At 70.2% G+C, this 21539-nt stretch carries 19 protein-coding genes and 1 pseudogene; 3 read left to right on the forward strand and 17 right to left on the reverse strand.

Translation table 11 applies throughout. From position 1 onward, the window contains the following. The 15 genes from mmsA to ACWD3H_RS43715 all read right to left on the reverse strand — a co-directional run. Positions 1-892 (reverse strand): CoA-acylating methylmalonate-semialdehyde dehydrogenase (gene mmsA, locus ACWD3H_RS43645; RefSeq protein WP_451959205.1); only part of this gene is annotated, 892 nt, incomplete at its 3' end. Between the two features lie 357 nt (positions 893-1249). Then, positions 1250-2029 carry a Cof-type HAD-IIB family hydrolase gene (locus tag ACWD3H_RS43650; protein WP_355558856.1) on the reverse strand — a complete coding sequence of 260 codons (780 nt, stop codon included), beginning with the start codon at positions 2027-2029 and terminating at the stop codon, positions 1250-1252. Beyond that, a complete protein-coding gene (locus ACWD3H_RS43655) occupies positions 2026-2829 on the reverse strand; it encodes an inositol monophosphatase family protein (protein ID WP_355558853.1) in 804 nt (267 codons plus the stop codon). The genes ACWD3H_RS43650 and ACWD3H_RS43655 overlap by 4 nt, the downstream gene beginning before the upstream one ends. Beyond that, a complete protein-coding gene (locus ACWD3H_RS43660) occupies positions 2820-3584 on the reverse strand; it encodes an HAD family hydrolase (RefSeq protein WP_355558850.1) in 765 nt (254 codons plus the stop codon). The genes ACWD3H_RS43655 and ACWD3H_RS43660 overlap by 10 nt, the downstream gene beginning before the upstream one ends. Next, on the reverse strand, positions 3581-4681 hold the full coding sequence (locus ACWD3H_RS43665) for an ABC transporter ATP-binding protein (RefSeq protein WP_451959206.1): 1101 nt from the start codon (positions 4679-4681) through the stop codon (positions 3581-3583). The genes ACWD3H_RS43660 and ACWD3H_RS43665 overlap by 4 nt, the downstream gene beginning before the upstream one ends. Beyond that, positions 4682-6508 carry an ABC transporter permease gene (locus ACWD3H_RS43670; RefSeq protein WP_355558844.1) on the reverse strand — a complete coding sequence of 609 codons (1827 nt, stop codon included), beginning with the start codon at positions 6506-6508 and terminating at the stop codon, positions 4682-4684. Positions 6509-6567: 59 nt separating this feature from the next. Continuing rightward, positions 6568-7218 carry a DUF47 domain-containing protein gene (locus ACWD3H_RS43675; RefSeq protein WP_355558841.1) on the reverse strand — a complete coding sequence of 217 codons (651 nt, stop codon included), beginning with the start codon at positions 7216-7218 and terminating at the stop codon, positions 6568-6570. A gap of 5 nt (positions 7219-7223) precedes the next feature. Further along, a complete protein-coding gene (locus ACWD3H_RS43680) occupies positions 7224-8204 on the reverse strand; it encodes an anion permease (RefSeq protein ID WP_451959207.1) in 981 nt (326 codons plus the stop codon). Next, a complete protein-coding gene (iolD, locus tag ACWD3H_RS43685) occupies positions 8204-10042 on the reverse strand; it encodes a 3D-(3,5/4)-trihydroxycyclohexane-1,2-dione acylhydrolase (decyclizing) (RefSeq protein WP_451959208.1) in 1839 nt (612 codons plus the stop codon). Before iolD ends, ACWD3H_RS43680 begins: the two co-directional genes overlap by 1 nt. Next, a complete protein-coding gene (gene iolB, locus ACWD3H_RS43690) occupies positions 10039-10887 on the reverse strand; it encodes a 5-deoxy-glucuronate isomerase (RefSeq protein WP_355558833.1) in 849 nt (282 codons plus the stop codon). The genes iolD and iolB overlap by 4 nt, the downstream gene beginning before the upstream one ends. After that, entirely contained in the window at positions 10884-11765 is an 882-nt protein-coding gene (locus ACWD3H_RS43695; RefSeq protein ID WP_355558830.1) for a Cgl0159 family (beta/alpha)8-fold protein, read from the reverse strand. Before ACWD3H_RS43695 ends, iolB begins: the two co-directional genes overlap by 4 nt. After that, positions 11758-12729: a 5-dehydro-2-deoxygluconokinase gene (gene iolC, locus ACWD3H_RS43700; RefSeq protein ID WP_451959209.1), complete on the reverse strand. Its 972-nt coding sequence runs from the start codon at positions 12727-12729 to the stop codon at positions 11758-11760. The genes ACWD3H_RS43695 and iolC overlap by 8 nt, the downstream gene beginning before the upstream one ends. Next, positions 12726-13562: a TIM barrel protein gene (locus ACWD3H_RS43705; RefSeq protein ID WP_451959210.1), complete on the reverse strand. Its 837-nt coding sequence runs from the start codon at positions 13560-13562 to the stop codon at positions 12726-12728. The genes iolC and ACWD3H_RS43705 overlap by 4 nt, the downstream gene beginning before the upstream one ends. Next, positions 13559-14530: a Gfo/Idh/MocA family protein gene (locus ACWD3H_RS43710; RefSeq protein WP_451959211.1), complete on the reverse strand. Its 972-nt coding sequence runs from the start codon at positions 14528-14530 to the stop codon at positions 13559-13561. Before ACWD3H_RS43710 ends, ACWD3H_RS43705 begins: the two co-directional genes overlap by 4 nt. A 121-nt stretch (positions 14531-14651) precedes the next feature. Continuing rightward, positions 14652-15395 (reverse strand): GntR family transcriptional regulator, encoded by a 744-nt coding sequence (locus tag ACWD3H_RS43715; protein WP_451959212.1) that lies wholly within the window; start codon positions 15393-15395, stop codon positions 14652-14654. 221 nt (positions 15396-15616) lie between these two features. Here ACWD3H_RS43715 and ACWD3H_RS43720 point away from each other — a divergent pair, with 221 nt between their 5' ends. Further along, on the forward strand, positions 15617-16786 hold the full coding sequence (locus tag ACWD3H_RS43720) for an ABC transporter substrate-binding protein (RefSeq protein WP_451959213.1): 1170 nt from the start codon (positions 15617-15619) through the stop codon (positions 16784-16786). Positions 16787-17447: 661 nt separating this feature from the next. Here ACWD3H_RS43720 and ACWD3H_RS43725 read toward each other — a convergent pair. Together ACWD3H_RS43725 and ACWD3H_RS43730 are read right to left on the reverse strand one after the other, a co-directional pair. Continuing rightward, positions 17448-18083, reverse strand: a complete 636-nt coding sequence (locus tag ACWD3H_RS43725) for a response regulator transcription factor (RefSeq protein ID WP_355558813.1) — start codon at positions 18081-18083, stop codon at positions 17448-17450. Then, positions 18080-19261 (reverse strand): sensor histidine kinase, encoded by a 1182-nt coding sequence (locus ACWD3H_RS43730; RefSeq protein WP_451959214.1) that lies wholly within the window; start codon positions 19259-19261, stop codon positions 18080-18082. The genes ACWD3H_RS43725 and ACWD3H_RS43730 overlap by 4 nt, the downstream gene beginning before the upstream one ends. 110 nt (positions 19262-19371) lie before the next feature. Here ACWD3H_RS43730 and ACWD3H_RS43735 point away from each other — a divergent pair. Together ACWD3H_RS43735 and ACWD3H_RS43740 are read left to right on the forward strand one after the other, a co-directional pair. Next, positions 19372-20013 (forward strand): annotated as a pseudogene (locus tag ACWD3H_RS43735) (ABC transporter ATP-binding protein); the annotation flags it as partial. Between the two features lie 53 nt (positions 20014-20066). After that, complete coding sequence (locus ACWD3H_RS43740) at positions 20067-20843, forward strand: hypothetical protein (RefSeq protein WP_451959215.1); 777 nt, start codon at positions 20067-20069, stop codon at positions 20841-20843. Positions 20844-21539: the final 696 nt, after the last annotated feature.

Raw genomic sequence — 21539 nt, forward strand, 5'->3', positions numbered from 1 at the left:
CGACCAGCTCGTCGCCGACCGGGTCCACGGCCAGCACGACGGAGATCGCCATGCAGCGCTCACCGGCCGAGCCGAAGCCCGCCGAGACCGCGGCGTCGGCGACCAGGTCCAGGTCGGCGTCGGGCAGCACCAGCATGTGGTTCTTGGCGCCGCCGAGCGCCTGGACCCGCTTGCCGTGACCGGTGGCGCTCTCATAGACGTAGCGGGCGATGGGCGTGGATCCGACGAACGAGACCGCGCGCACGTGCGGGTGCTCCAGCAGCCGGTCCACCGCCGTCTTGTCGCCCTGGACGACGCCGAAGACGCCGTCGGGCAGCCCGGCCTCCTTCCACAGCGAGGCCATCAGCAGCGAGGCCGAGGGGTCCTTCTCCGACGGTTTGAGGATGAAGGCGTTGCCCGCGGCGATCGCGATCGGGAACATCCACATCGGCACCATGGCCGGGAAGTTGAACGGGGTGATCCCGGCGACGACGCCCAGCGGCTGCCGGATCGAGTAGGAGTCGACCCGGGTGGAGACGCCCTCGGAGAAGCCGCCCTTGAGCAGGTGCGGGATGCCGCAGGCGAACTCCACGACCTCCAGGCCGCGGGCGACCTCGCCCAGCGCGTCGGAGTGGACCTTGCCGTGCTCGGCCGAGATGAGCCGGGCCAGCTCGTCGCGGTGGGCGTACATCAGCTCGCGGAAACGAAACAGCACCTGCGAGCGCTTGACCAGCGAGGCGTCCCGCCAGGCGGGCCAGGCCGCGACGGCGGCGGCCACGGCCGCGTCCACCTCCTCCACCGAGGCCAGGTGGACCCGCCCGGTGACCTCTCCGGTCGCCGGGTTGAAGATCTCGGAGGTACGGCCGGAGCCCTCGACGAGGGCTCCGTTGATCCAGTGAGTGACGTTCTTCATGTTCTGGTGCTCCTTCCGTGCCTACGGCGCGACGACTTCGGCATTGACGCTTCGGGCGCTGGTTCCAGACCTGCCGGGGTGAGTTGCCGGGCCGCGCCTTGATCTGGAACCGACGTCACCTCTCGCATGCTCCGCACGGGTTCGACACCTTCTACGGCGAACACCGGCCATATCGGGTCTTCGGCAGGTCGCCCCGCTCGATCCACCACCGGCGCCGAGCACCGAGCAGGCCCGGGTCACCTGGCTCGGCATCGACGGCATGATCGGCTGGGCGGCGTCCTGGAGGGGGATCGGCATGGGGCTCGGCCAGGACGGGTGACCAATCGGCACCCGCGGTTCGAGGCTCGATTTCACAACCTACGCATAAGAGCTGAGGGCCAGTTTCACCACGTCGGCGACGGCTCCGTCCGCGCAGGCTCCGACCACGATGTCAGCCACCGCCCGGACCTGCGGGTGGCCGTCGCCGACCGCGGCCCCGAGTCCGGCTGTCGTGATCATGTCGATGTCGTTGGGGTTGTCGCCGACGGCCGCGATCTGCTCCAGCGGTACGCCCCGGGAGGCGGCCAGCTCGCGGAGCGCGGCGCCCTTGGTGGCGCCCTCGGGCAGCACTTCCAGATAGGTGGCCTCGGAGCGGACGGTGATCGTCCCCGGGATGTCCAGATCAGGCAGCGGGTCACCGATCAGCATGCACTTGATGACCTCGCCGGGGGGCAGCGCGGACCAGTCACCCGGGTCGCGCAGCGTGATCCCGTCCCGGCGGGCGTAGTCCCGCAGTTCGGGCACGTCGTGGACCGCCAGCGCCTCGCCGCCGGAGAACGCCACCGGATAGACGCCCTCCGGCAGCCTGCCGAACAGGTCGAGCAGCGCCTTCCACGCGTCCGGCGGCAGGTGGCGGGAGCGCAGCACGGTTCCCGTGCCGAGGTCCACGGTCCGGGCGCCGTTGTAGAGGATCGCCGCCCCGGTGAGGCCCAGTTCCTCGTAGTAGCGGAGGGCCGACTGTTCCATCCGCCCGGTCGCGATGACCACCTCTCCGCCTGCGGCGAGGAAACGGCGCAGCGCGTCCCGGCCGGCGGGCACCATGGCCAGGTCCCGTCCGACGAGGGTCCCGTCCAGATCGGTGACGATCCAGCGGATCACAGGGCCTCCCTCACCGTGGAGACCTCGGCCATGACCGAGCCCGCGAGGTCGAAGCCGCCCACGCAGGCGAGGTAGCCGCCAGGTGTGAAGATACTGCCGGACAGCGGGATGTAGACGCCCCCGGCCTGCTCCACCAGGAGCGAGCCGGCCGCCACGTCCCAGGCGTTGACGTACGTGCCGTACGCGACGTCGGACCACCCGGCGGCGATGTGCGCCAGCTTCAGCGCCGCGCTTCCCGGGCGGCGCGTGGTGGCGAAGGCGTTGACCATCCGGGCGAAGCGGTGCAGCGCCACCTCTCCCTCCGCGGCCAGGTCGCGTGGGGAGGGGTAGCTCGACAGCAGCACCGCCTCCCGGTCCGTACCGGCTCCGGCGCTGCGGATCGGCGCGCCGTTGTAGAAGGCCCCGCCGAGTGAGGCGGTGAACTCGTCGTCGCGGACGGGGTCGTAGATGACGCCCGCCACCACCTCGCCGTCCACGACCGCCCCGATGGAGGTGCAGAAGAACGGCAGGCCGGCGGCGAAGTTCGCGGTGCCGTCGATGGGGTCGACGTACCAGCTGATGTCGCCTTCACCTCGGACGCCGTCCTCCTCTCCCACCACGACGCTGCCCGGGCACAGCCGGTCCAGGACCTCGCGGATACGCTCCTCGGCCGCCTTGTCGTGCTCGGTCACCGGGTCGTGGAAGTCGCGCTTGGTCTTCACCTCGGGCCGGGAGCGGAATGCCTCCCTGAGCCGGTCGCCGACCGCTCTGGCCGCCTCGACCGCGATGGCGGCCAAATCACGCGAGGTGTTCAGGTCCATGTCTCCTCCAGGAGGTTCAGAAGGCCGTTCGGGTCCTCGACAGTCGCCTGAGGGCTCTGGCGCACCTTGTAGGGGATCTCGTCGGTGCTCCGGGAGACCATCAGGACGGTGGCCCCCACCCCGGCGCGGGCCCCGCAGACCACGTCGCGGTCGTAGTTGTCGCCGACGTACCAGGCCTCCGCGGGGTCAACGCCCAGTGCCCGGCAGGCGATCCAGATCATCTCCGGATTGGGTTTGCGGACGCCGACCTCGTCGCTGTAGACCTGCACCGCCACCTGGCGGTCGAGGCCGCTTAGGGCCATGTAGTCGCGATGGACGGCTCCGCACAGCGCGTTGCTGACGACCGCGGGCGTGACACCGTGCGCCCAGCAGGCGGCCAGTAGCTCCCGCAGCGCGGGCCGGGTCTTGCGGTCGCTGCGCAGCTCGCCCATCCGCCTGCAGAGCGGTGTCGCCTCGGCGATCACCAGCGAGCGGGCCTGCTCCGGCCAGTCGCCCGCGACGAAGTCGGCCCAGAACCCGCGGTGCGTCATCTCCGCCGGGGCGAACTGACGGGAGGTGGAGTCCTTCCAGTACTTGTCGGCGCGCGCGCCGGCCCGGATGTCGCTCTCCACATCGTCGAGGCTGAGACTGTCGAAGCCCGCCCTGGTGAGGAGGCCGTGCACCTCCGCGGCGAGTTCGGCCGCCCACGACGGGCGCCGGGAGGTCTCCACGATCACCCCGCCGAAGTCCAGCAGCAACGCCTTGGGCCGGATCACGCGCCGACCTCCATCCTGTCCCAGGAGGAGATCCGGACACCGTCCGCACCGAACAGGTGCATCTGGTCGGTCCAGCAGGTCAGCACCTCGCCGGCGGCGGCCTCGACCGGCGTGTAGGAGAGCGCGTACAGCTCGGTGTCCAGGACGCGCAGCCGTACGGTCCAGGAGGAACCGGCCGGCAGCACGGCTTCGACCGTGGCGTCCTCGCACCAGGCGGAGTCGGGTGGCGAGCCGAGGCGCAGTGCCTCGGGGCGGATGCCGACGGCGGCGGGGGCGGTGCCCTGCCCGGCGCGGGACTCGACGAAGCGCGTCAGCGATCCGGCCAGGCCGGTGGGAGAGGGGCCGACCTCGACGATCGCCATCGGCGGGCTGCCGACGAACTCGGCGACGAACCGGTTGGCGGGCCTGGCGTACATCTCCATCGGGGCGGCCAGCTGCTGCAGCTCGCCGTCGTTCATGACCGCGACGTCGGTGGCCATCGTGAGCGCCTCCAGCTGGTCGTGGGTGACGAAGACGATCGTCGCGCCGGACTCCTCGTGGATGCGTTTGAGCTCGGCGCGCATCTCCAGGCGGAGCCGGGCGTCGAGGTTGGACAGCGGCTCGTCGAGCAGCAGCACCGTGGGGTTGATCGCCAGCATCCTGGCCAGCGCGACGCGCTGCTGCTGGCCGCCGGACAGCTGGGAGGGGTAGCGGTCCATGGCGGCGTCGACGTGGACCATCTTCAGCGCCGCCTCCGCCTTTGCCCGCCGCTCGGGACCGGGCACCTTCCGCATGCGCAGGCCGAACTCGACGTTCTCGCGCACCGACAGATGGGGCCAGAGCGCGTAGTTCTGGAAGACCAGCCCCATGCCGCGCTTCTCCGGCGGGACGTAGAGTCCCTGCTCGACGGAGTCGAGGACCCTGTCACCGACGGCGATGGTGCCCGCGCTCGGCTGCTCAAGTCCGGCGATCATCCGCAGCGTGGTCGTCTTGCCGCAGCCGGAGGGGCCCAGCAGGCACATGAACGCGCCATCGGGGACGGTCAGGTCGAGGTTCTTCACGGCGTAGTCGCCACCGCCGTAGCTCTTGGCGATTCCGCTCAGGGTGATGTTCGGCATCTATCCTCCTAGGCCGGACGCCAGGCTGCTCTTGGTCAGGCGCTGGGTCAGGTAGGTCATGGTGAAGGAGACCAAGGCGATCACGAGCACGACCGCGTTGGCGAGCTGGGTGTATCCGTAGTCCACGAGGCCGATCGACAGGGTCGTGAGGAGCTGCGTCCCGGTGGTGGTCAGCATGATGACGATGCTCAGCTCCTTGAGCCCGGAGATGAACGGCAGCACGATTCCGGTGACGAGGGCGCCCTTCTGGATCGGGAAGATGATCCGCCGCATCCGCTGCCACCAGGAGGCGCCGGCGATCTGCGCGGCCTCCTCCGGTTCGCGGCCGAGTTGCATCATCGCCGCGATGCCCGAGCGTGAGCTGTACGGCAGGTGCGTCACGGCCATCACCAGGATCAGCAGGAACGTCGTCCCGTACAGCGCGGGAATCGGCCCCCTGGCGACGGCGAACAGCGACAGCGAGGCGGCCGCGAACGCGATGCCGGGGATGAGGTAGGGCAGGAAGGAGACCTGGCGGAGGAACGCGGCGACGCGTGGAGCCGTCCCGCGCACCACCACGTACCCGATCAGCAGGCCGGCGACCGCGCAGATCAGCGAGGCCAGGCCGACGATGCGCAGCGAGTTCCACGCCGCCTCCCACAGCTCGGAACCGCGGAAGACGCCGTGTGGGAAGCCGACCGCTCCGGGCAGCCGTTCGGCGAACCAGTAGTCAAGGGTGAAGGTCGACAGGTCCAGGGGCGTCCGGGTGACCGTGGAGACCAGAAGCGTCAGGACCGGGACGAGAACGCTCACCGCGAAGACCACCAGGCCGAGCGCGAAGGCGGGCCAGCGCCAGCGGCGCAGATCGCCCAGCCGGTCCATCGCCCCCTTGCCGCCCACGGTGACGAACCGGCGGTGCTCGCGCATCATCCGGGTGTCGACGAGAACGATCAGCACCCCGATGATCACGATGACGGTGGCGAGTACGGAGGCCACGCCGGTGCTGCGGTCGCGGATCGACTGGAACAGCCCGGTGGACAGCACCCGGTAGTCGGCCGGCAGGCCGAGCACGTAGGGCGTGCCGAACGTGCCGAGCACCCGGCCGACCACCAGCAGCACGGCCGAGGACAGCGCCGGGAGCATCAGCGGCACCACGATCCGCCGGATGACGGTCCGCTGCGGGGCGCCGAGGATCCGCGCGGAGTCCTCCAGCTGCGCGTCGATGCGGCGCAGCGCGTTCCCGACCAGGAGCAGCACGAACGGGTAGTAGTGCAGCCCCAGAGTGATGATGATCGGTACCGCGCCGTAGGCGAGCCAGTCGGGTGTCCGGATGCCCTGGGCCTGCAGGAACCCGACCTGCCCGGCGGCGCGCTCGTTCTTGAACAGCGACAGCCAGGCCAGGGAGAAGGTCCACGACGGCAGCATGTAGGGGACCACCAGGGCGCCGGCGAGCCACCTGCGCCCCGGCACGTTGGTCCTGGTCACCAGCCACGCCATGCCGCCCCCGAGGACCAGCGCGAACAGCGTGGTGCCCACCGCGATCACCAGCGTGTTGAGCAGCGGCTCCCAGAACAGCAGGCCGCTGATCTGGGAGCGGAACACCCGCCACAGGTAGTAGCCGGTCCATTCGCCCGGCTGCTGCCCGGCGTGCACGTCGTCGCCGTACTGCAGGCGGAAGGCGTCCGACAGCACCGCGATCAGCGGCGCCACGACGAGGTAGGCGAGCAGGATGACGAGGATCAGCCCGAGCGCGGCGGTCGGATCGTGGCGCAGCACGCGGAGCCGGTACACCAGCCTGCGCCGCCTCGGGGGAGGTGGCGGCGTTTCCGCCTTGGTGAGAAGAGCCATGGGTACTTCCTTCAGGGGGGTTCACAAGGACCGGCGCGGTGCGTGGTCCGTCAGCTTCCTCAGTGGCTTCGCTTGAGCATCGCGTCGGCGAGGGCGTCGGCGGCCTCGCCCAGCCGCCGGCCCACAGCGTCCAGGCGCGACAGCAGCTCGCGTCCGCGCAGGGTGTCCATCTCCAGCGGCCCGGCGAACAGCTCGGTGAGCCGGGTCTGGTAGAGCTGGCGGACCCGGCTGCAGGCCTTGCGCGTGGCCAGCACGGCCACGGTGACCGAGCCCGGGTCGTCGATCATCTTCAGCACGGCGTCCTCCAGCTCGTCGAGACCGTCGATCACCGCCTGCAGCGGCTCGACCGCGAACACCAGGTCCTCCGGTCCGAACAGGTCGGCCTCGCGCACGTAGTCACGCAGATGGTCCAGCACGTCGTCGACCGAGCGGGAGAGCCGGAACAGGTCCTCCCGGTCGATGGGGGTCGCGAGCATCCGCCGTAGAACCCGCACGAGTTCGGCCCGTGCCGCGTCGCCCTCGTGTTCCACCTGGGCCATCTGGGTGCGCGCGGCCGATCGCTCGATCGTGCCGGAGGCGGTCGAGCGGGCCAGTACGGCTCCCGCACGGGCGACGGCGACCTGGCCGCGGACCAGGTCGACGACCCGCCGTCCGGACCGGCCGCGAAGGTCGTCCCAGGCCCGCGCGAACCGCCGGGCGCGACCGCCCATGCCGCTCACAGCAGCCTCAGCGCGAGTCCGGCCAGGCAGCCCAGGGCCATCGAGGACGGCAGCGTGACCAGCCACGCTGTACCCATGTTCACGACGCTCTGCCATCGCACCCTCCTGGCTCCTTCGCTCGCCGCCACGCCGACGACCCCGGCCGTGATCGACTGGGTCATGCTCACCGGGCTTCCCAGGATCGAGCTGCCCAGGACGGCCCCGGTGGCCGCCGTCTCGGCCGAGACGATGTACAACGGCCGGGTGATGACCAGGCCGCGCCCCAGCCGCTCTCCCACGCGGGTGAGACTGGTCAGGGATCCGGCGAGGAACAGCGCCACCAGGACGGCCATCCACACCGGCGGGACCTCGACGGGGCCGACCCCGCCCAGCCCGTCGCGGCCCACGTCCACCGCGACGCTGACCACCGCGATCATCTTCTGGCCGTCGTTCACCGCATAGGCCACGCACTGGGCCGCGTAGGCCAGCAGATGGGCGGTGAGCACGAGGCGGGGCATCCGGCGGTAGGACGGCACCCGGCGTGACAGGGTTCCCAGCAGGTGGCCCAGGATCAGGCCGACCAGGGGGGCGCCGGCCCCGACGGCCAGGACCGCGCCCAGGCCCTGCCACGACACCGGCAGCCCCGCACCGAGCCCCGCACCGGCGATGCCGCCGATCACCGCGAGAGTCAGGCTGGTCGGCAGTCCCTTGCCGGTCAGCACCGCGACCACGATCACCGCGGTCACCACCCCCGCCAGGAACGCCGTCGCTCCGCCGCTCGTGCCGAGCCCCGCCAGCCCCTCGGTGAAGGTCCGCGCGACCGAGACCCCCAGCACGTACGGCCCGGCGAAGAGCGCCACCATGAGAAGCGCGGCGATCGCCCATCCCGGCGAGCGGGGGAATCTGAGCCCCAGCCCGATCAGGGTGGCTCCGTCGTTGGCTCCGCTGATCAGCACAAAGAGGATCGCCACCACGGCGAATGCCGGCGTCCACCCCATCACAGGTAGGGCCGCTGATCGCGTTTGGCCTCGTCGTAGTGTTCACGCGCGGCCTGGGTCTGGGCCAGTTCCGACACCTCGGCGATCGGGACGTCCCACCAGGCCTGGGCGCCGGGTCCGCCGCCGGGGGCGGTCTCGACGTAGACGACCGTGGTGTGCGCGGACGCCACCGCCTTGACCAGCGCGGCCCGCAGCGCCTCCGGATCACCGGCGCGCAGCACGTCGGCGCCGAGGCTGGCCGCGTTGGCCGCCAGGTCCACAGGGAGCCGGTCGCCGTCCAGCCTCCCTCCCGAGCCGCGCATCCGGTAGGCGGTGCCCAGGCGAAGGGCCCCCACCGACTCGCTGAGGTCGCCGATCGAGGCGAAGCCGTGGTTGTCCACCAGGACGATCACGAGCTTGACGCCCTCCTGCACGGCGGTGGTGATCTCCTGGGCCATCATCAGGTAGGAGCCGTCGCCGACCAGCACGAACACCTCGCGCTCCGGGGCCGCGAGCTTCACCCCGAGCCCTCCGGCGATCTCATAACCCATGCAGGAGTAGCCGTACTCCACGTGGTAGCCCTTGGGGTCGCGGGCCCGCCACAGCCGGTGCAGGTCGCCCGGCATGGACCCGGCCGCGTTGACGACCACGCCGTCCTCGGCGATCTCGTTGAGGATGCCGAGCACGACCGGCTGGGTCAGCTCCGTCCCGGCGTAGGTCTGGCTGATCTCGGCCTGCCAGCCGACGGCCAGGGCGGCCGCCTGACGGGTCCACTCGGGGTCGGCCCGCCAGTCCGCCTGGTCAAGGGCGCTCAGGGCCTCGCGGGCATCGGCGACGAGCATCGCACCGGAGTTCTTGGCCGCGTCGAAGGCGGTGACGTTGACGTTGAGGAACCGGGCCCGGCCGAAGAGGGTCCGGGAGGCGGTGGTGAAGTCGCTGTAGCGGGTCCCGACGCCGATGACCAGGTCCGCCTCCCTGGCCAGGGCGTTGGCGGCGGCGGTGCCGGTGTGGCCGACCGCGCCGACCGCGCACGGGTGGTCGTACGGCAGTGCGCCCTTGCCCGCCTGGGTCTCGGCCACCGGCACGCCGTGGTTCTCGGCGAAGCGGGCCAGTTCCGCGCAGGCCCGGCTGTAGACGACCCCGCCTCCGGCGACGATCAGCGGTCTGCGCGAGCTGCGGATCAGTTCGAGCGCCCTGGCCAGCGCGGCGGGCTCAGGCACCGGCCGGGCCACGTGCCAGACCCGCCGGGCGAACAGCTCCTCGGGCCAGTCGCAGGCCTCGGCCTGCACGTCCTGGGGGAGTGCCAGGGTGACCGCGCCGGTCTCGGCCGGGTCGGTCAATATCCGCATCGCGGCCAGGAGGGCGGACGGCAGCTGCTCGGGCCGGTTGATCCGATCGAAGAAGCGGCAGACCGGACGCAACGTGTCGTTGACCGTCACGTCGTAGGAGCGCGGGTCCTCCAGCTCCTGCAGTACCGGGTTGGCGACCCGGGTGGCGAAGACGTCACCGGGCAACAGCAGCACCGGGAGGCGGTTGATCGTGGCCAGCGCCGCGCCGGTGACCAGGTTGGTGGCGCCGGGGCCGACGGAGGTGGTGCAGGCGAAGGTGGACAACCGGTCGCGCGTGCGGGCGTAACCGACGGCGGTGTGCACCATGGCCTGCTCGTTGCGGGCCAGGTAGTACGGCAGCGCGTCGCCGGTGCCCGCGCCCTGCTCGGCCAGGGCCTGGCCGACGCCCGCCACGTTACCGTGGCCGAAGATGCCGAAAACGCCCGCGATCAGCCGCTGCTCGACGCCGTCACGCTCCGCCCACTGGTTCGCCAGGAACCGCACCAGTGCCTGAGCCACCGTGAGCCTCATGAAGTACCTCCAGGTAATCCGCTCCCGGCGTCCGCGACGCGACACGACACGCGGGGGTCGACCGGCTGGTCCGCCCAGGAGGAGCGGATCCACGCGTGCCGGGGGTCGTCGCAGAAGGCCATGGAACGCTGCTCGGCGGGTCCGGCCAGCACGTTCAGGTAGTACAGGTCGTAGCCGGGGGCGGCCATCGAGGGACCGTGGTAACCGTGCGGGACGAGCACCACGTCGCCGCCGCTCACCTCGGCCAGTGTGTCGTGCGTGCCGTATACCCGCTGGTAGCCGGGGCCGCCCTCGAAGTAGTAGATCTCCTCCAGTACGGCCTCGTGCGCGGAGGCCGTGTCGTGCTTGTGCGGCGGGTAGGACGACCAGTTCCCGCCGGGGGTGAGCACCTCGACCGCGACGAGCTTGTCGCAGTCGAAGGCGTCGGGGGCGCAGAAGTTGTTGACCTGGCGGCTGGCCTGCCCGGCGCCGCGCGCCTCCACCGGGACTCGGTCCGCCGGGCCGTAGCGGACGGGAAACCGGCGGGTCGCCCGGGCTGCGGGGAGCGCGATGCGGCCGTGGCCAGTGATCACCGCGGACGTCTTGATCGGCAGGTAGGCGAAGTCGGTGACCGCGGCGAAGACCGAGGTGCGCCCGGACAGCGACAGCCGCAGACCGTCCGCGGCGACCTCGCATGAGCCCGACAACGGCAGGACCAGCATCTCCTCCTGACCTGTGGAGAAGGACACCGGATGGTCCGGTAGATCCACGATCCGCAGGCCGGCATACGTCCAGCCTGCCGACTCGGGAGTGATCTCCACCGCCCACGGGGGCGAGGCGGCGGTGCCGTAGGGAATGTGCGTCATGACGACTCCAGCAGTCTCGCCGCGGTGTCCACGGCCGCCACCACGTCGTCGCCGGGCGGGTAGAGCAGTGCCCGGCCGACGACCAGGCCACGCACGCCGGGCAGCCGCAGCGCCTTGCTCCAGGAGTTGAAGACCTGGTCGGGCGCCTTGTCGGGATCACCTCCGAGGAGCAGGGTCGGCAGCGTCGTGGCCTCCATGACCCGCTCCATCCCTTCGATCACCGGGACCTTCAGCCAGGTACGGGCGGAGGTCGCGCCGAGCCCCTGGCTGACGCTGATGGCATGGATCATCGCCTCCGGTGACAGGTCGTGCCTCACCACGCCGTCGATCCGCCTGGACCAGAACGGCTCGATCATCGCCATCAGCCCGTGCCTGGCCAGCCGGGTGACGGCGTGCCCGCAGCTCGCCAGTGTGGCGGCGGTCGCAGCGTCCTCCAGCGCGATTCTGCACAGCATCTTGCCGCCGTCGAAACCCATCGCCGCGATCGACTCGGCGTCGTAGGCGGTGAAGCGGTCGTCGAACTCGAACACCGAGCCCTGCACGCCGCCCCGGTTCATCGAACCGATCACGATCTTGTCGTCGAGCGCGCCGAGCAGCAGCAGGTCCTCGACGATGTCGGGCGTGGCCAGCAGCCCGTCCACGCCCGGCCTGGCCAGGGCGGTCATGAGCCGATCCAGCAGACCGGCGCGGCTCTCCATGGCCATCGGCCGGCCGGCGACGCCGAGCGCGCCCCGCGCCGGGTGATCGGCCGCGATGATCAGCAACTGGTCGCGACCGGCCGGCAACGGCCTGCGCCTGCGCTTGGTGGCCGCCTCGGTCACCCGCTCCGGGTGCCAGGCCCGGTCGTCGAGCAACCGCCGGTAGTCCTCTTCACGCATGCGCGACGTCCCCCTTCGGAAATCCACCTGACAGGACGTTCTCGATCTCCTCCACGGTGGGCATGGCGGGGGCGCAGGCCAGTCGGCCGGCCACGATCGCCCCGGCCACGTTGGCGAACCTCAGTACCCGTTCCAGCGGCCAGCCCTCCAGCAGGCCGTGGCAGAGCGCCCCGCCGAAGGCGTCGCCCGCGCCGAGCCCGTTGACCACCTCGACCTGCACCGGCGGCACCTCCACTGTCTCTGTGGAGGTCATGCCGAGCACCCCGTCTGGGCCCTGCTTGATGATTGCCAGCTCGACCCCGGCCTCCAGCAGCGCCCGGCCCGCCTCATGCGGCTTGCGCGTGCCGGTGGCCACCTCGGCCTCCTCCAGGTTGCCGACCGCGACGGTGACCTGTCCGAGCGCCGCGCGCACCCGGTCGCGGGCCGTCTGCGCATCCGGCCAGAACATCGGCCGGTAGTCCAGGTCCAGCACCGTGTACGGCGCCCGTCCCCGGGCCCGCCAGGCGGCCAGGTGCGCGCCGCAGGACGGCTCCGCCGACAGCCCGGTCACGGTCGTCCAGAACACCCCCGCTGAGGCGATCGCCGCCAGGTCCAGCTCCTCGGGGAGGATCTCCAGGTCGGGGGCCTTGGGGTAGCGGTAGAAATACAGCGGGAAGTCGTCCGGGGGCCGGATCTCGCAGAACGTCACCGGGGTCGGCAGGCCGGGCACCGCGGTGACGTGACGGTCGTCGACGCCGTATCCGCGCAGCGCGTCATGGACGAACGCGCCGAACGGGTCCGCGCCCGTCCGGGTGATCACCGCGCTGGAGCGGCCCAGCCGGGCGGCGGCCACGGCCACGTTGGTCGGGCTGCCGCCCAGGTACTTGCCGAAGGTCTCCACCTCCCGCAGCGACACCCCGACCTGCAGCGGGTAGACGTCCACCCCGACCCGACCCATCGTCAGCACCTCGGTGGACACGCTCACGTGAGGCCTCCGAGACAGGCCAGGCTCGCGCGGACGTTCTCCATCGGGTTCGCGTCCTCGGAGCCGAGGATGACGTCCTGCTCCAGCACGTACCAGCCGGGGTACCCGGCCGCCGTCAGACCGGCGACGATGCCCGCGACGTCCACGTCACCTTGGCCGAGCGGACGGTAGATCCCCGCCTTCACGGCCTGGGTGTAGGTGAGAGCGCCCGCCCGGACCCGCTCGGCGAGGGCCGCCTCGACGTCCTTGAGGTGGACGTGGGCGATCCGTCCGGGAGCCTTGCGGACGACGTCCAGTGGGTCGGTGCCGCCGATGAGCAGGTGACCGGTGTCCAGGCAGAGCGCGACGCCGCAGCCGTCGAGGATCCGGTCCACCTCCGCCCTGGTCTCGATCATGGTTCCGACGTGCGGGTGCAGGGTGACCGGGCGGGCCGTCTCGCGGCGGATCCGCTCCAGGTTGGTAAGGAGCGTGCGCCAGCCCCCGGCGTCCAGCGTGGGGCGCGTGTCGTAGCCGTCCACGCCGGTGGCGGCGGCCAGGACGGCTACCGTCTCGTCCTCGAAGGAGGCCAGCGTGGCCCGCAGGCCCGGCAGCGGGTCGTGGGCGGGGTCGTGCAGGACCACGGGAACGAAGCCGCCCACGGCGCGCAGGCCGTAGCGGTCGAGGAGGTGGGCGCGGCGCTCGGGGTCGGTGGGCAGGAAGCCGTCGGGGCCCAGTTCGGTGGCCGTCAGGCTCAGCTCGGCCATCTCGGCCAGCACCCGCTCGGCGGACAGCTGGTGTCCCCAGCCGGGTACCTCGCAGACCCCCCAGGAGATCGGTGCGGCGGCGATCCTCACTTCACCACCTCCAGGAGGTGGATCGGCCGTCCTTCGCGAAGTGACAGATCAGCCGCCTCGGCGAGGTAGAGCGCCGCCAGGGCGTCCTGGACCGTGCAGGGGCTCTCGCGCTCGCCTCGCGCCATCGCCAGGAACGCGTGCATCTCCGCGACGTACGCGGCGTCGAACCTGGCCTGGAAGTCCGGCCACGGTTGCCCGCTCGGGTCGAAGCCCTCGGCCGAACGCAGCGGGGTCCGGTCACCGAGTCCCACCGCCCAGGTGGCCCGGGTTCCGGCCAGCTCCATCCGCACGTCGTACCCGGCGCCGTTGTAGCGGGAGCCCTGCAGGGTGACCAGTGTGCCGTCGTCCATGGTCATCAGGGCGGCACTGGTGTCGACGTCCCCGGCCTCGGTGAAGAACGCCTCGCCCCGGTTGGAGCCGGTCGCGTAGACGGTGTCCACCTCGCGGCCGGTCACCCAGCGCAGGACGTCGAAGTCGTGGATGTGACAGTCACGGAAGATGCCGCCGGACAGCGCGACGTACTCGGCGGCCGGAGGCTTCGGATCGGCGGTCAGCAGGTGAACCCGGTGCAGCTCGCCGAGCTCGTCGCCGCGCAGCGCATCGCGTGCGGCGGTGTAACCGGCGTCGAAGCGCCGCTGGAAGCCAATGTGCACGGCGGTGCCGCTACGCTCGACCGCTTCGGCGACCCGCAGGGTCTCCGCCACGCTCGGGGCCGCGGGTTTCTCGCAAAACGCCGGAACCTCAAGATCACATGCCCGCAGCAGCGCCTCCGCATGGGTGGAGGTCGGGGTCGCGATCACCACCGCGTCCGCATCGAAGGGATCTCCGACCCGGGCCTTGAGGCGTCCCGCCACCTCCTCGGCTCTGGCGTGATCCATGTCGGAGACGACAAGGTCGTCGACGAGAGTCGAGAGGGTGGCGGCATGGAACACGCCTATACGGCCAAGACCTAACAAACCCACACGCATGGTGGCTCCTTGTCCAGGGGCCTCCAGTTCTAGATGAACGACAGGTGAACCGTCAATGGTTTGTCCTGACATTCTGACTATCTATCATCATCACCATGAGTAGCCGGAAGGGATGACGCGCTCAGCGCTCCACAAGGGTGACCTCGAGGGAGTAGTGGGAGGCGCGGTAGACGTGTGAGCCGTGCTCCACGGCCCTGCCCTGGTCGTCGTAGGTCGTGCGGACCATGGTGAGCAGCGGGCAGGCGCGACGCTCGTTCAGCAGCCGCGCCTCGGCCGGGGTGGCGGCACGGGCGCTGATCCGCTGGTTCGCGACCCGCATCCGGACGCCGGCCGAGCGCAGCAGCTCATAAAGTCCGCGCTCCTCGAGCGCCTCGGCCGACAGGGGCGTCAATCCCAGCGGCAGCCAGTTGTGCAGCAGGGCGAGGGGCTCCCCGGATGCGTATCTGAGCCGCTCCAGCCGGAGCACCGCGGCGCCCGGCGCGACCCCGAGGGCCTCGGCAACGCTCTCCTCGGCGGCGACCGTGTCGATGGACAGCACCCGGGTCATCGGCTTCTGTCCTGCCCTGCGCAGGTCGTCGTAGAGACTGGTGAGCTCGACCGCCCGCTTGACCTGGCCGTGTACGACCTGGGTGCCGACGCCGCGCTTGCGGACCAGCAGCCCCTTGTCGACGAGGTACTGGATGGCCTGGCGGATGGTCGGGCGCGAAAGCCCCAGCTGGTCGGCGAGCTGAATCTCGTTGTCGAGCCGGGATCCCGGTAGCAGTTCGCCTGTCTGGATCGCCTCCGCGATCCGCTCGGCCACCTGGAAGTACAGGGGGACAGGGCTCGACCGGTCGAGGTCGATGTCCAATCTCGTCGCAGTCACGGTCAAATGGTATCTGACGTCAGAATGTCCTGACCAATGGTCGGCTCAGGCCGGCTCGCCGGGCCGCCCATCCGGTAACGAGAATGTGTCGGACATCCCATCAAGGTAAGAATGTCTTGACAAGCTATTCACGTGATGTTCATTGTTGAGCCCATCGCGGCGCCGAGTCGGGGCTCTGGGCGGCGCCTACGACCCCGATGGGCAAGAGGAGTGACGCTACCGTGAGGCGTACCAGGAAGATCATCTCTACGGCGCTGCTGGCGCTTGCCGCCGCGGCCTGCGCGCCTTCCACGGCCACCGGCGACGGGGCGCCGGTGACGACCGCCAAGCCGCTGCCCGGCCCCTCGCTCGACGCGAACCTCGACCTGGACGCGCTGGTCACCGCCGCCAAGAAGGAGGGCAGCGTGCTGGTCTACGACTCCAGCGGCGACATCGAGGAGGTGGCCAAGGCGTTCACCAAGAAGTACGGCATCACGATGGAAGGGGTGAAATCGGACACCCCGCAGACCGCCGAGAAGATGATCAGGGAGCACGCCGCCGACAACGTCACGATCGACGCGGCGATGTACGAGGACGGCGGGGTGCTGGTGGGCCAGCTGATCCCGCAGGGCGTGGCGCAGACGTGGGTGCCCGCCGACCTCACGGACCAGATCCCGGCCGAGAACCAGAACCCGCTGCTCGCGCTGTCGAAGGCCACGGTCTTCGCCTACAACACCAAGCTGTCGCCGGAAGGGTGCCCGGTGAAGAACGTGTGGGACCTGACCGAGCCGGAGTGGGCCGGCAAGCTGGTGATGCAGGACCCACTGGGCAAGCCGACCGTGCTGTCCTTCTTCACCCAGTTGGACGCGCACGGCAACCAGGCGCTGGAGCAGGCGTACCAGACCAAGTACGGCAAGGCTCTGCAGACCGGGGAGAAGAGCGCCGCCTATGAGTGGATCAAGCGGATGGCGGGCAACAAGCCGGTGCTGACCGGCTCCGACGAGGACATCTCCGGCGCGGTGGGCGCGCCGAGCGCCACCGACAAGAAGATCGGGTTCATGTCGATCTCGAAGTTCCGCAACAACGAGGACAAGGGGTACACCCAGGCGACGTGCGAGGGGATGGCGCCGTTCGTCGGCTTCAGCTACCCCAAGTACGTCGCGATCGCCGCCAAGAGCAAGCACCCCAACGCGGCCAAGCTGTACGTCCACTTCATCATGACCGAGGAGGGCGTCAAGCACGAGATCGGCGAGGGCGGCATCTCCGGCAACGACACGGTCAGGCCGCTGGTCACCCCACCCGGGCTGCCCGACTGGAAGGCGCAGCTCTTCCACACCGACCCCAAGGGACTCCTCGGGGACATGCAGAATCGCCAGACGGTCTCCGACTTCTGGCGGGTCAACCACGGCTGACCTGGTGAGTGGGGGGAAACCCCCGGCGTGAACTTGAGGTCCAGTGCCGCGTTTGTCGGAGACACGTAGACGAACCGGCGGTGCGGGCATCGGCCTGTCGTGTTGGGCCGGACCGGCTCGCCGGGCGTTTGCGCGCCCCCGCGTCACCGCCCCTGCGACAGCTCGCCCTCCCCGCGGCGCCTCGGCGGCCGCCCCCATGCCCCGCGACTCGGCGACGGCAGCCGCCGCGCGCACCAGGGGTCCCAGTAGTCCTGACGAAACTTTCGTCGGATATGCCCTTGACCTGCGGTGATGCAGGGCCATGTCGGGGTCTGAGATCATTTACGGGTTGGCCATGAGTGACGACACATCTGACCGACCGGCGGAGGGGTGGCGTGTGGTGTCCACACGCGGAGGTCGGCTTGTTTCATGGGTGACGACTCATGAAACAAGGCTCACCGCCGGTCGCACCCCCGGCACGCAGGCTGTGTGCCCGAATGTCGGCCTCACCCAGCCCGGCCCGCCCTGCCACGCCGCAGACGATGTCGGCGATCCCCTGGTCCGACAGGCGGCCGCCGACGTGACCGGAGCGAAAGACCCACCGAAACACCGCGCCGCAGGATCCCTGGGTCGAGCCCTGTACCCGTCCACAACCTCCCGAGACAGAACACCTAGGGCAGGGTCAGGGCACCAATCCCGCTTCGTAGGCGGCGATCACCAGGTGCACCCGGCTGCGCGCGCCGAGCTTGGCCAGCAGGTGGCCGACGTGTGTTTTCACCGTACCGTGGCTGAGGTAGAGCTCGGCGCCGATCTCCTGGTTGGACAGGCCTTTGGCGATCAGGACGAGCACCTCTCGCTCGCGGTCGGTGATCTGCAGATGCCGGGGTGGGGGCACGTGGGCCACGTAGCGTTCGATGAGCCGCCGGGTGACGGTGGGCGCGAGCAGCGACTCGCCTCCGGCGATCACGTGGATGGCCTGGAGCAGGTCAGGCGGCAAGGTGTCTTTGAGCAGAAAGCCCGCGGCGCCGGAGCGCAGCGCGCCGTAGACGTACTCGTCCAGGTCGAATGTGGTCACGATGAGAACCCGAACCTCCGGCTGCGCAGAGCAGATCTGGCGGGTCGCCTCGATACCGTCCATGACAGGCATGCGCACGTCCATGAGCACCACGTCGGGTCGCTCGCGGCGGGTGATCTCCACCGCCTCCTTGCCGGTGGCCGCTTCCCCGACCGCGGACAGACCTGGCGCGCTGTCGACGAGCAGCCGGAAGCCCCCTCGGACCAGCGCCTCGTCGTCGGCTACCACCACCCGCGTGGTCATTGCTCCTCCGCCGACGCCGTGCGTCCCGGCGTCACCTGGCTCTGCGTCCGGTTCGGGCGCTCAGTCGCGTCCTGTGGTGGAAGCAAGGCGTACACGCGGAAGCCGTGGAGCGGCCGGGGCCCCGCCTCGAAGGCGCCGCCGAACATGCGTACCCGCTCCCGCAACCCGGCCAGCCCGTGGCCAGACGTCCCCGGCCCACCTCCCCGCCCATCGTCGACCACCTCCACCCGTGTGCCATCCACCTCCTGCGCCACTGTCACGCGGGAGTGACCGGCCCCGGCATGCTTGATCACGTTGGTCAGCGCTTCCTGGACGATTCGGTACACGGTCAGTCCCAGCTCATGTGGTACGTCACCGGTGACGGACAGGCTCACGTGGATCCCCGCCGCCCGCGTCCGCTCGACCAGCTCGGGGAGGTCGGACAGGGTGGGGGCGGGCGCGAGCGAGGCCTCGCCGTCCTCGCGCAGGACGCCCAGTACACGCCGGGTTTCCTGCAGCGCCGACCGGGTCATCTCGCCGATGGAGTACAGCGCCCGGGACATCACCTCCGGCCTGCCCACGTGTTCGGCGACCCCCGCCTGCACGGCGATCGTGCTGAGGCTGTGCCCCACGATGTCGTGTAGTTCCCTGGCGATGCGCAGACGTTCCTCGGCCGCCCCCGTCCTGACACGCTCTTCGGCGTGCGCGGCCAGCCGCTCGATGTAGAGTCCGCGCTCGCGCATCATCAGCCCAGCTGCCCAGAACGCCACCAGCACCCCGCCCGCCAGCAAGGCTTGCATGACCATCGTGCGGTCGATCGGAGGCTGGAGCAGCGCGATCCCCGCCACCGCAAGCGCCATCGCCAGCGCGCCGCCCGCCCACCGGCCGCCGACCAACCGCCCGACCATGTAGAGGGCCATGGGCTGAGCCAGGAGCTCCGCTCCGGTTGGAATCAGTGCTTGCATCCATAGTGCGCAAGCGGCGACCAGGCAGAACACGCTGCGCGGCCAGATTCTCCGTACGGCCAGCGGCAACGTCGTGGCCAGCGCCGAGACGACACCCACCCATCCCGTGCCGTGGTACGTCACCAACGCCACGTAGGAAAGCCCCACCCCCACCGCCCACAGGCCGTCGAGCAGCACCCAGGCCCGGCAGGGCACCCGGCTGAGCAGCGGCGGGCGGATCTCGGTCGCAGGCACATCTTGACGGTAGACCGGTGGCCCGGGTCCGCGCATCGGACCAGAGTCCGATACCGCATCGGACCTGTGGCAGACGCGGAAACCGCGCCGAACGGAGGATCGTCGAAGGCATGATCGAAATTGCCGGTCTCACCAAACACTTCGGACGCGACCAGGCCGTGGATGACCTCTCCTTCGAGGTACACCCCGGCCGGGTCACCGGCTTCCTCGGGCCCAACGGGGCGGGGAAGACGACCACGATGCGGCTGATCGTCGGGCTCGAACGCCCCACGGCGGGGCGTGCCTTGGTCGACGGCCTGCCGTATCAGAAGATCGATAAGCCCCTCACCAGGGTCGGTGCGTTGCTCGACGCGACCGCGGTGCACGGCGGGCGCCGCGCCGACCAGCACCTGCGCTGGCTGGCCGCCTCCAACAGCCTGCCGCGCGACCGGATCGCACCCCTGCTCGAGCGGGTGGGGCTGGGCGGAGTGCGCAAGCGGATCGGGGTCTACTCCCTCGGCATGAAGCAGCGGCTCGGGATCGCGGCGGCGCTGCTGGGCGACCCCCCTGTACTGATCTTGGACGAGCCTATCAACGGGCTCGACGCCGGGGGTGTCAGGTGGACGCGGGACCTGCTCAGGTCGCTGGCCGCCGAGGGACGCACGGTCCTGGTGTCGAGTCACCTGATGTCCGAGATGGCGATCACCGCCGACCATCTGATCGTTATCGCCCGCGGGCGGCTGGTGGCCGACGTGCCCACGGCCGAGTTCATCCGGCCTGGTACGTCGCTGGAGGACGTCTATCTCGAGGCTGTGGGAGGCATGTCATGAACGTGCTGGCTGCGGAGTGGCTGAAATTCCGGACGCTGCGCTCGACCCTGTGGGCCCTCGCGGCGAGCGTTGGCTGCGCGCTGGTCCTCACCGTGTCCACGGGGGTAACGAGCCTTTCAAGTCTCGACGCCGGCCAGGCCGGGCTGCGGGTGTGGGCGGTGGTCTTCGTCGGGGTGATGCTCTCGGCGCTGCTGATCGGCATGCTCGGCGTGATCACGATGACGGGCGAGCACGCGTCGGGGATGATCAGCCTGACCTACACCGCCATGCCGTCACGCAGGGGCGTCCTCCTGGCCAAGGTGGTGGTGCTGGCCGGTGCGGCCCTGACTGCATTCGTGCTCATCGGGGCCATCGGCTACGTGTACGGCAGGCTGGTGGCCGCCCCGTTCCATCCGTCGTTCCTGCCCACGGGCGCCTGGCAGCGAATCGGTGCGGCGGCGCTCATGCTGCTGATGGCCGCTCTCGTCGGCCTGGCGCTCGGCGCCCTGCTGCGCAGCGGAGCAGTTGCGGCCGTGGTGCTGATCGCAATCGTGTTCGTGCTACCGGTGATCCTCATGGGTATTCCCGGCGGATCGAACGTCGGTAGGTTCCTGCCGCTGGTCGCCGGGATGCAGCTTCTCGATCAGTCCCCACAGGACTACATGCCGACGGGGGCGGCGTTCGCGGTGTTGGCGGCCTGGGCGACGGTGCCGATCGGCACCGTGCTGGCAATTACTCCCGGACCGTGGAGACATCGTGCCACCGGGCCGGAGGCACTTGAAAGTGGACGGTGATCTTTACCACGGCATGATGCCTGCTGCGGCAATCCAGGACGGCCGGTGCTCGGGTCATGACGCCCACCATCTGGTCGCCCCCGCGCGACGAGCAGGCCCACGCCGACTTCGCCATGCTCCAGGCGAGCACCTGATCGGCACGGCCAACCGGCCGCATCATCGCCGGCCAGCGATATCCGCCCGATTTTCGGCGGCAACTACGGCTACCCCCAGAGTTCCCGCGATCCCAAGGGCCGAGCCCAGGCTGTTGGGGTGGTCTGGGAGGTTGTGCACCCTTGGGTTCGCCGGAACCCAAGGCCGTTCTACGGTCAGCCGTTCCCGGAGCGGCACCGGGCGACGCGCAGGACCCGGCGACACGAGGCCACCCCGGCCCAGCGAGCAGTGGAGGGCAGCAGGAGATTCTCGTAGGGGTCGCTGATCGGATAGTCGTAGGGATTGAGACGGGCCGGTGGTTTCGACAGTGAGAAATGGGACCTGTCAACGGCCAGGTACGTGTGGCCACGGACAGGGACCGGATGTCGGTCTCTTTTAGCGATCACTCGGCCATGATCTGAAGGCGAGTCGTGGTACCACTCCGAGACTGTCGTCCGGCGGGTTGACGATCCTGGGTGTTCACGCCCCGGGATCAGTTGATTACTGATATTCGGGTCCAGCCGAGATACGGGTAAAACCGGCCATGAGTCGATCTTGACGCCC

The organism is Streptosporangium sp. NPDC002607 (assembly GCF_053592655.1).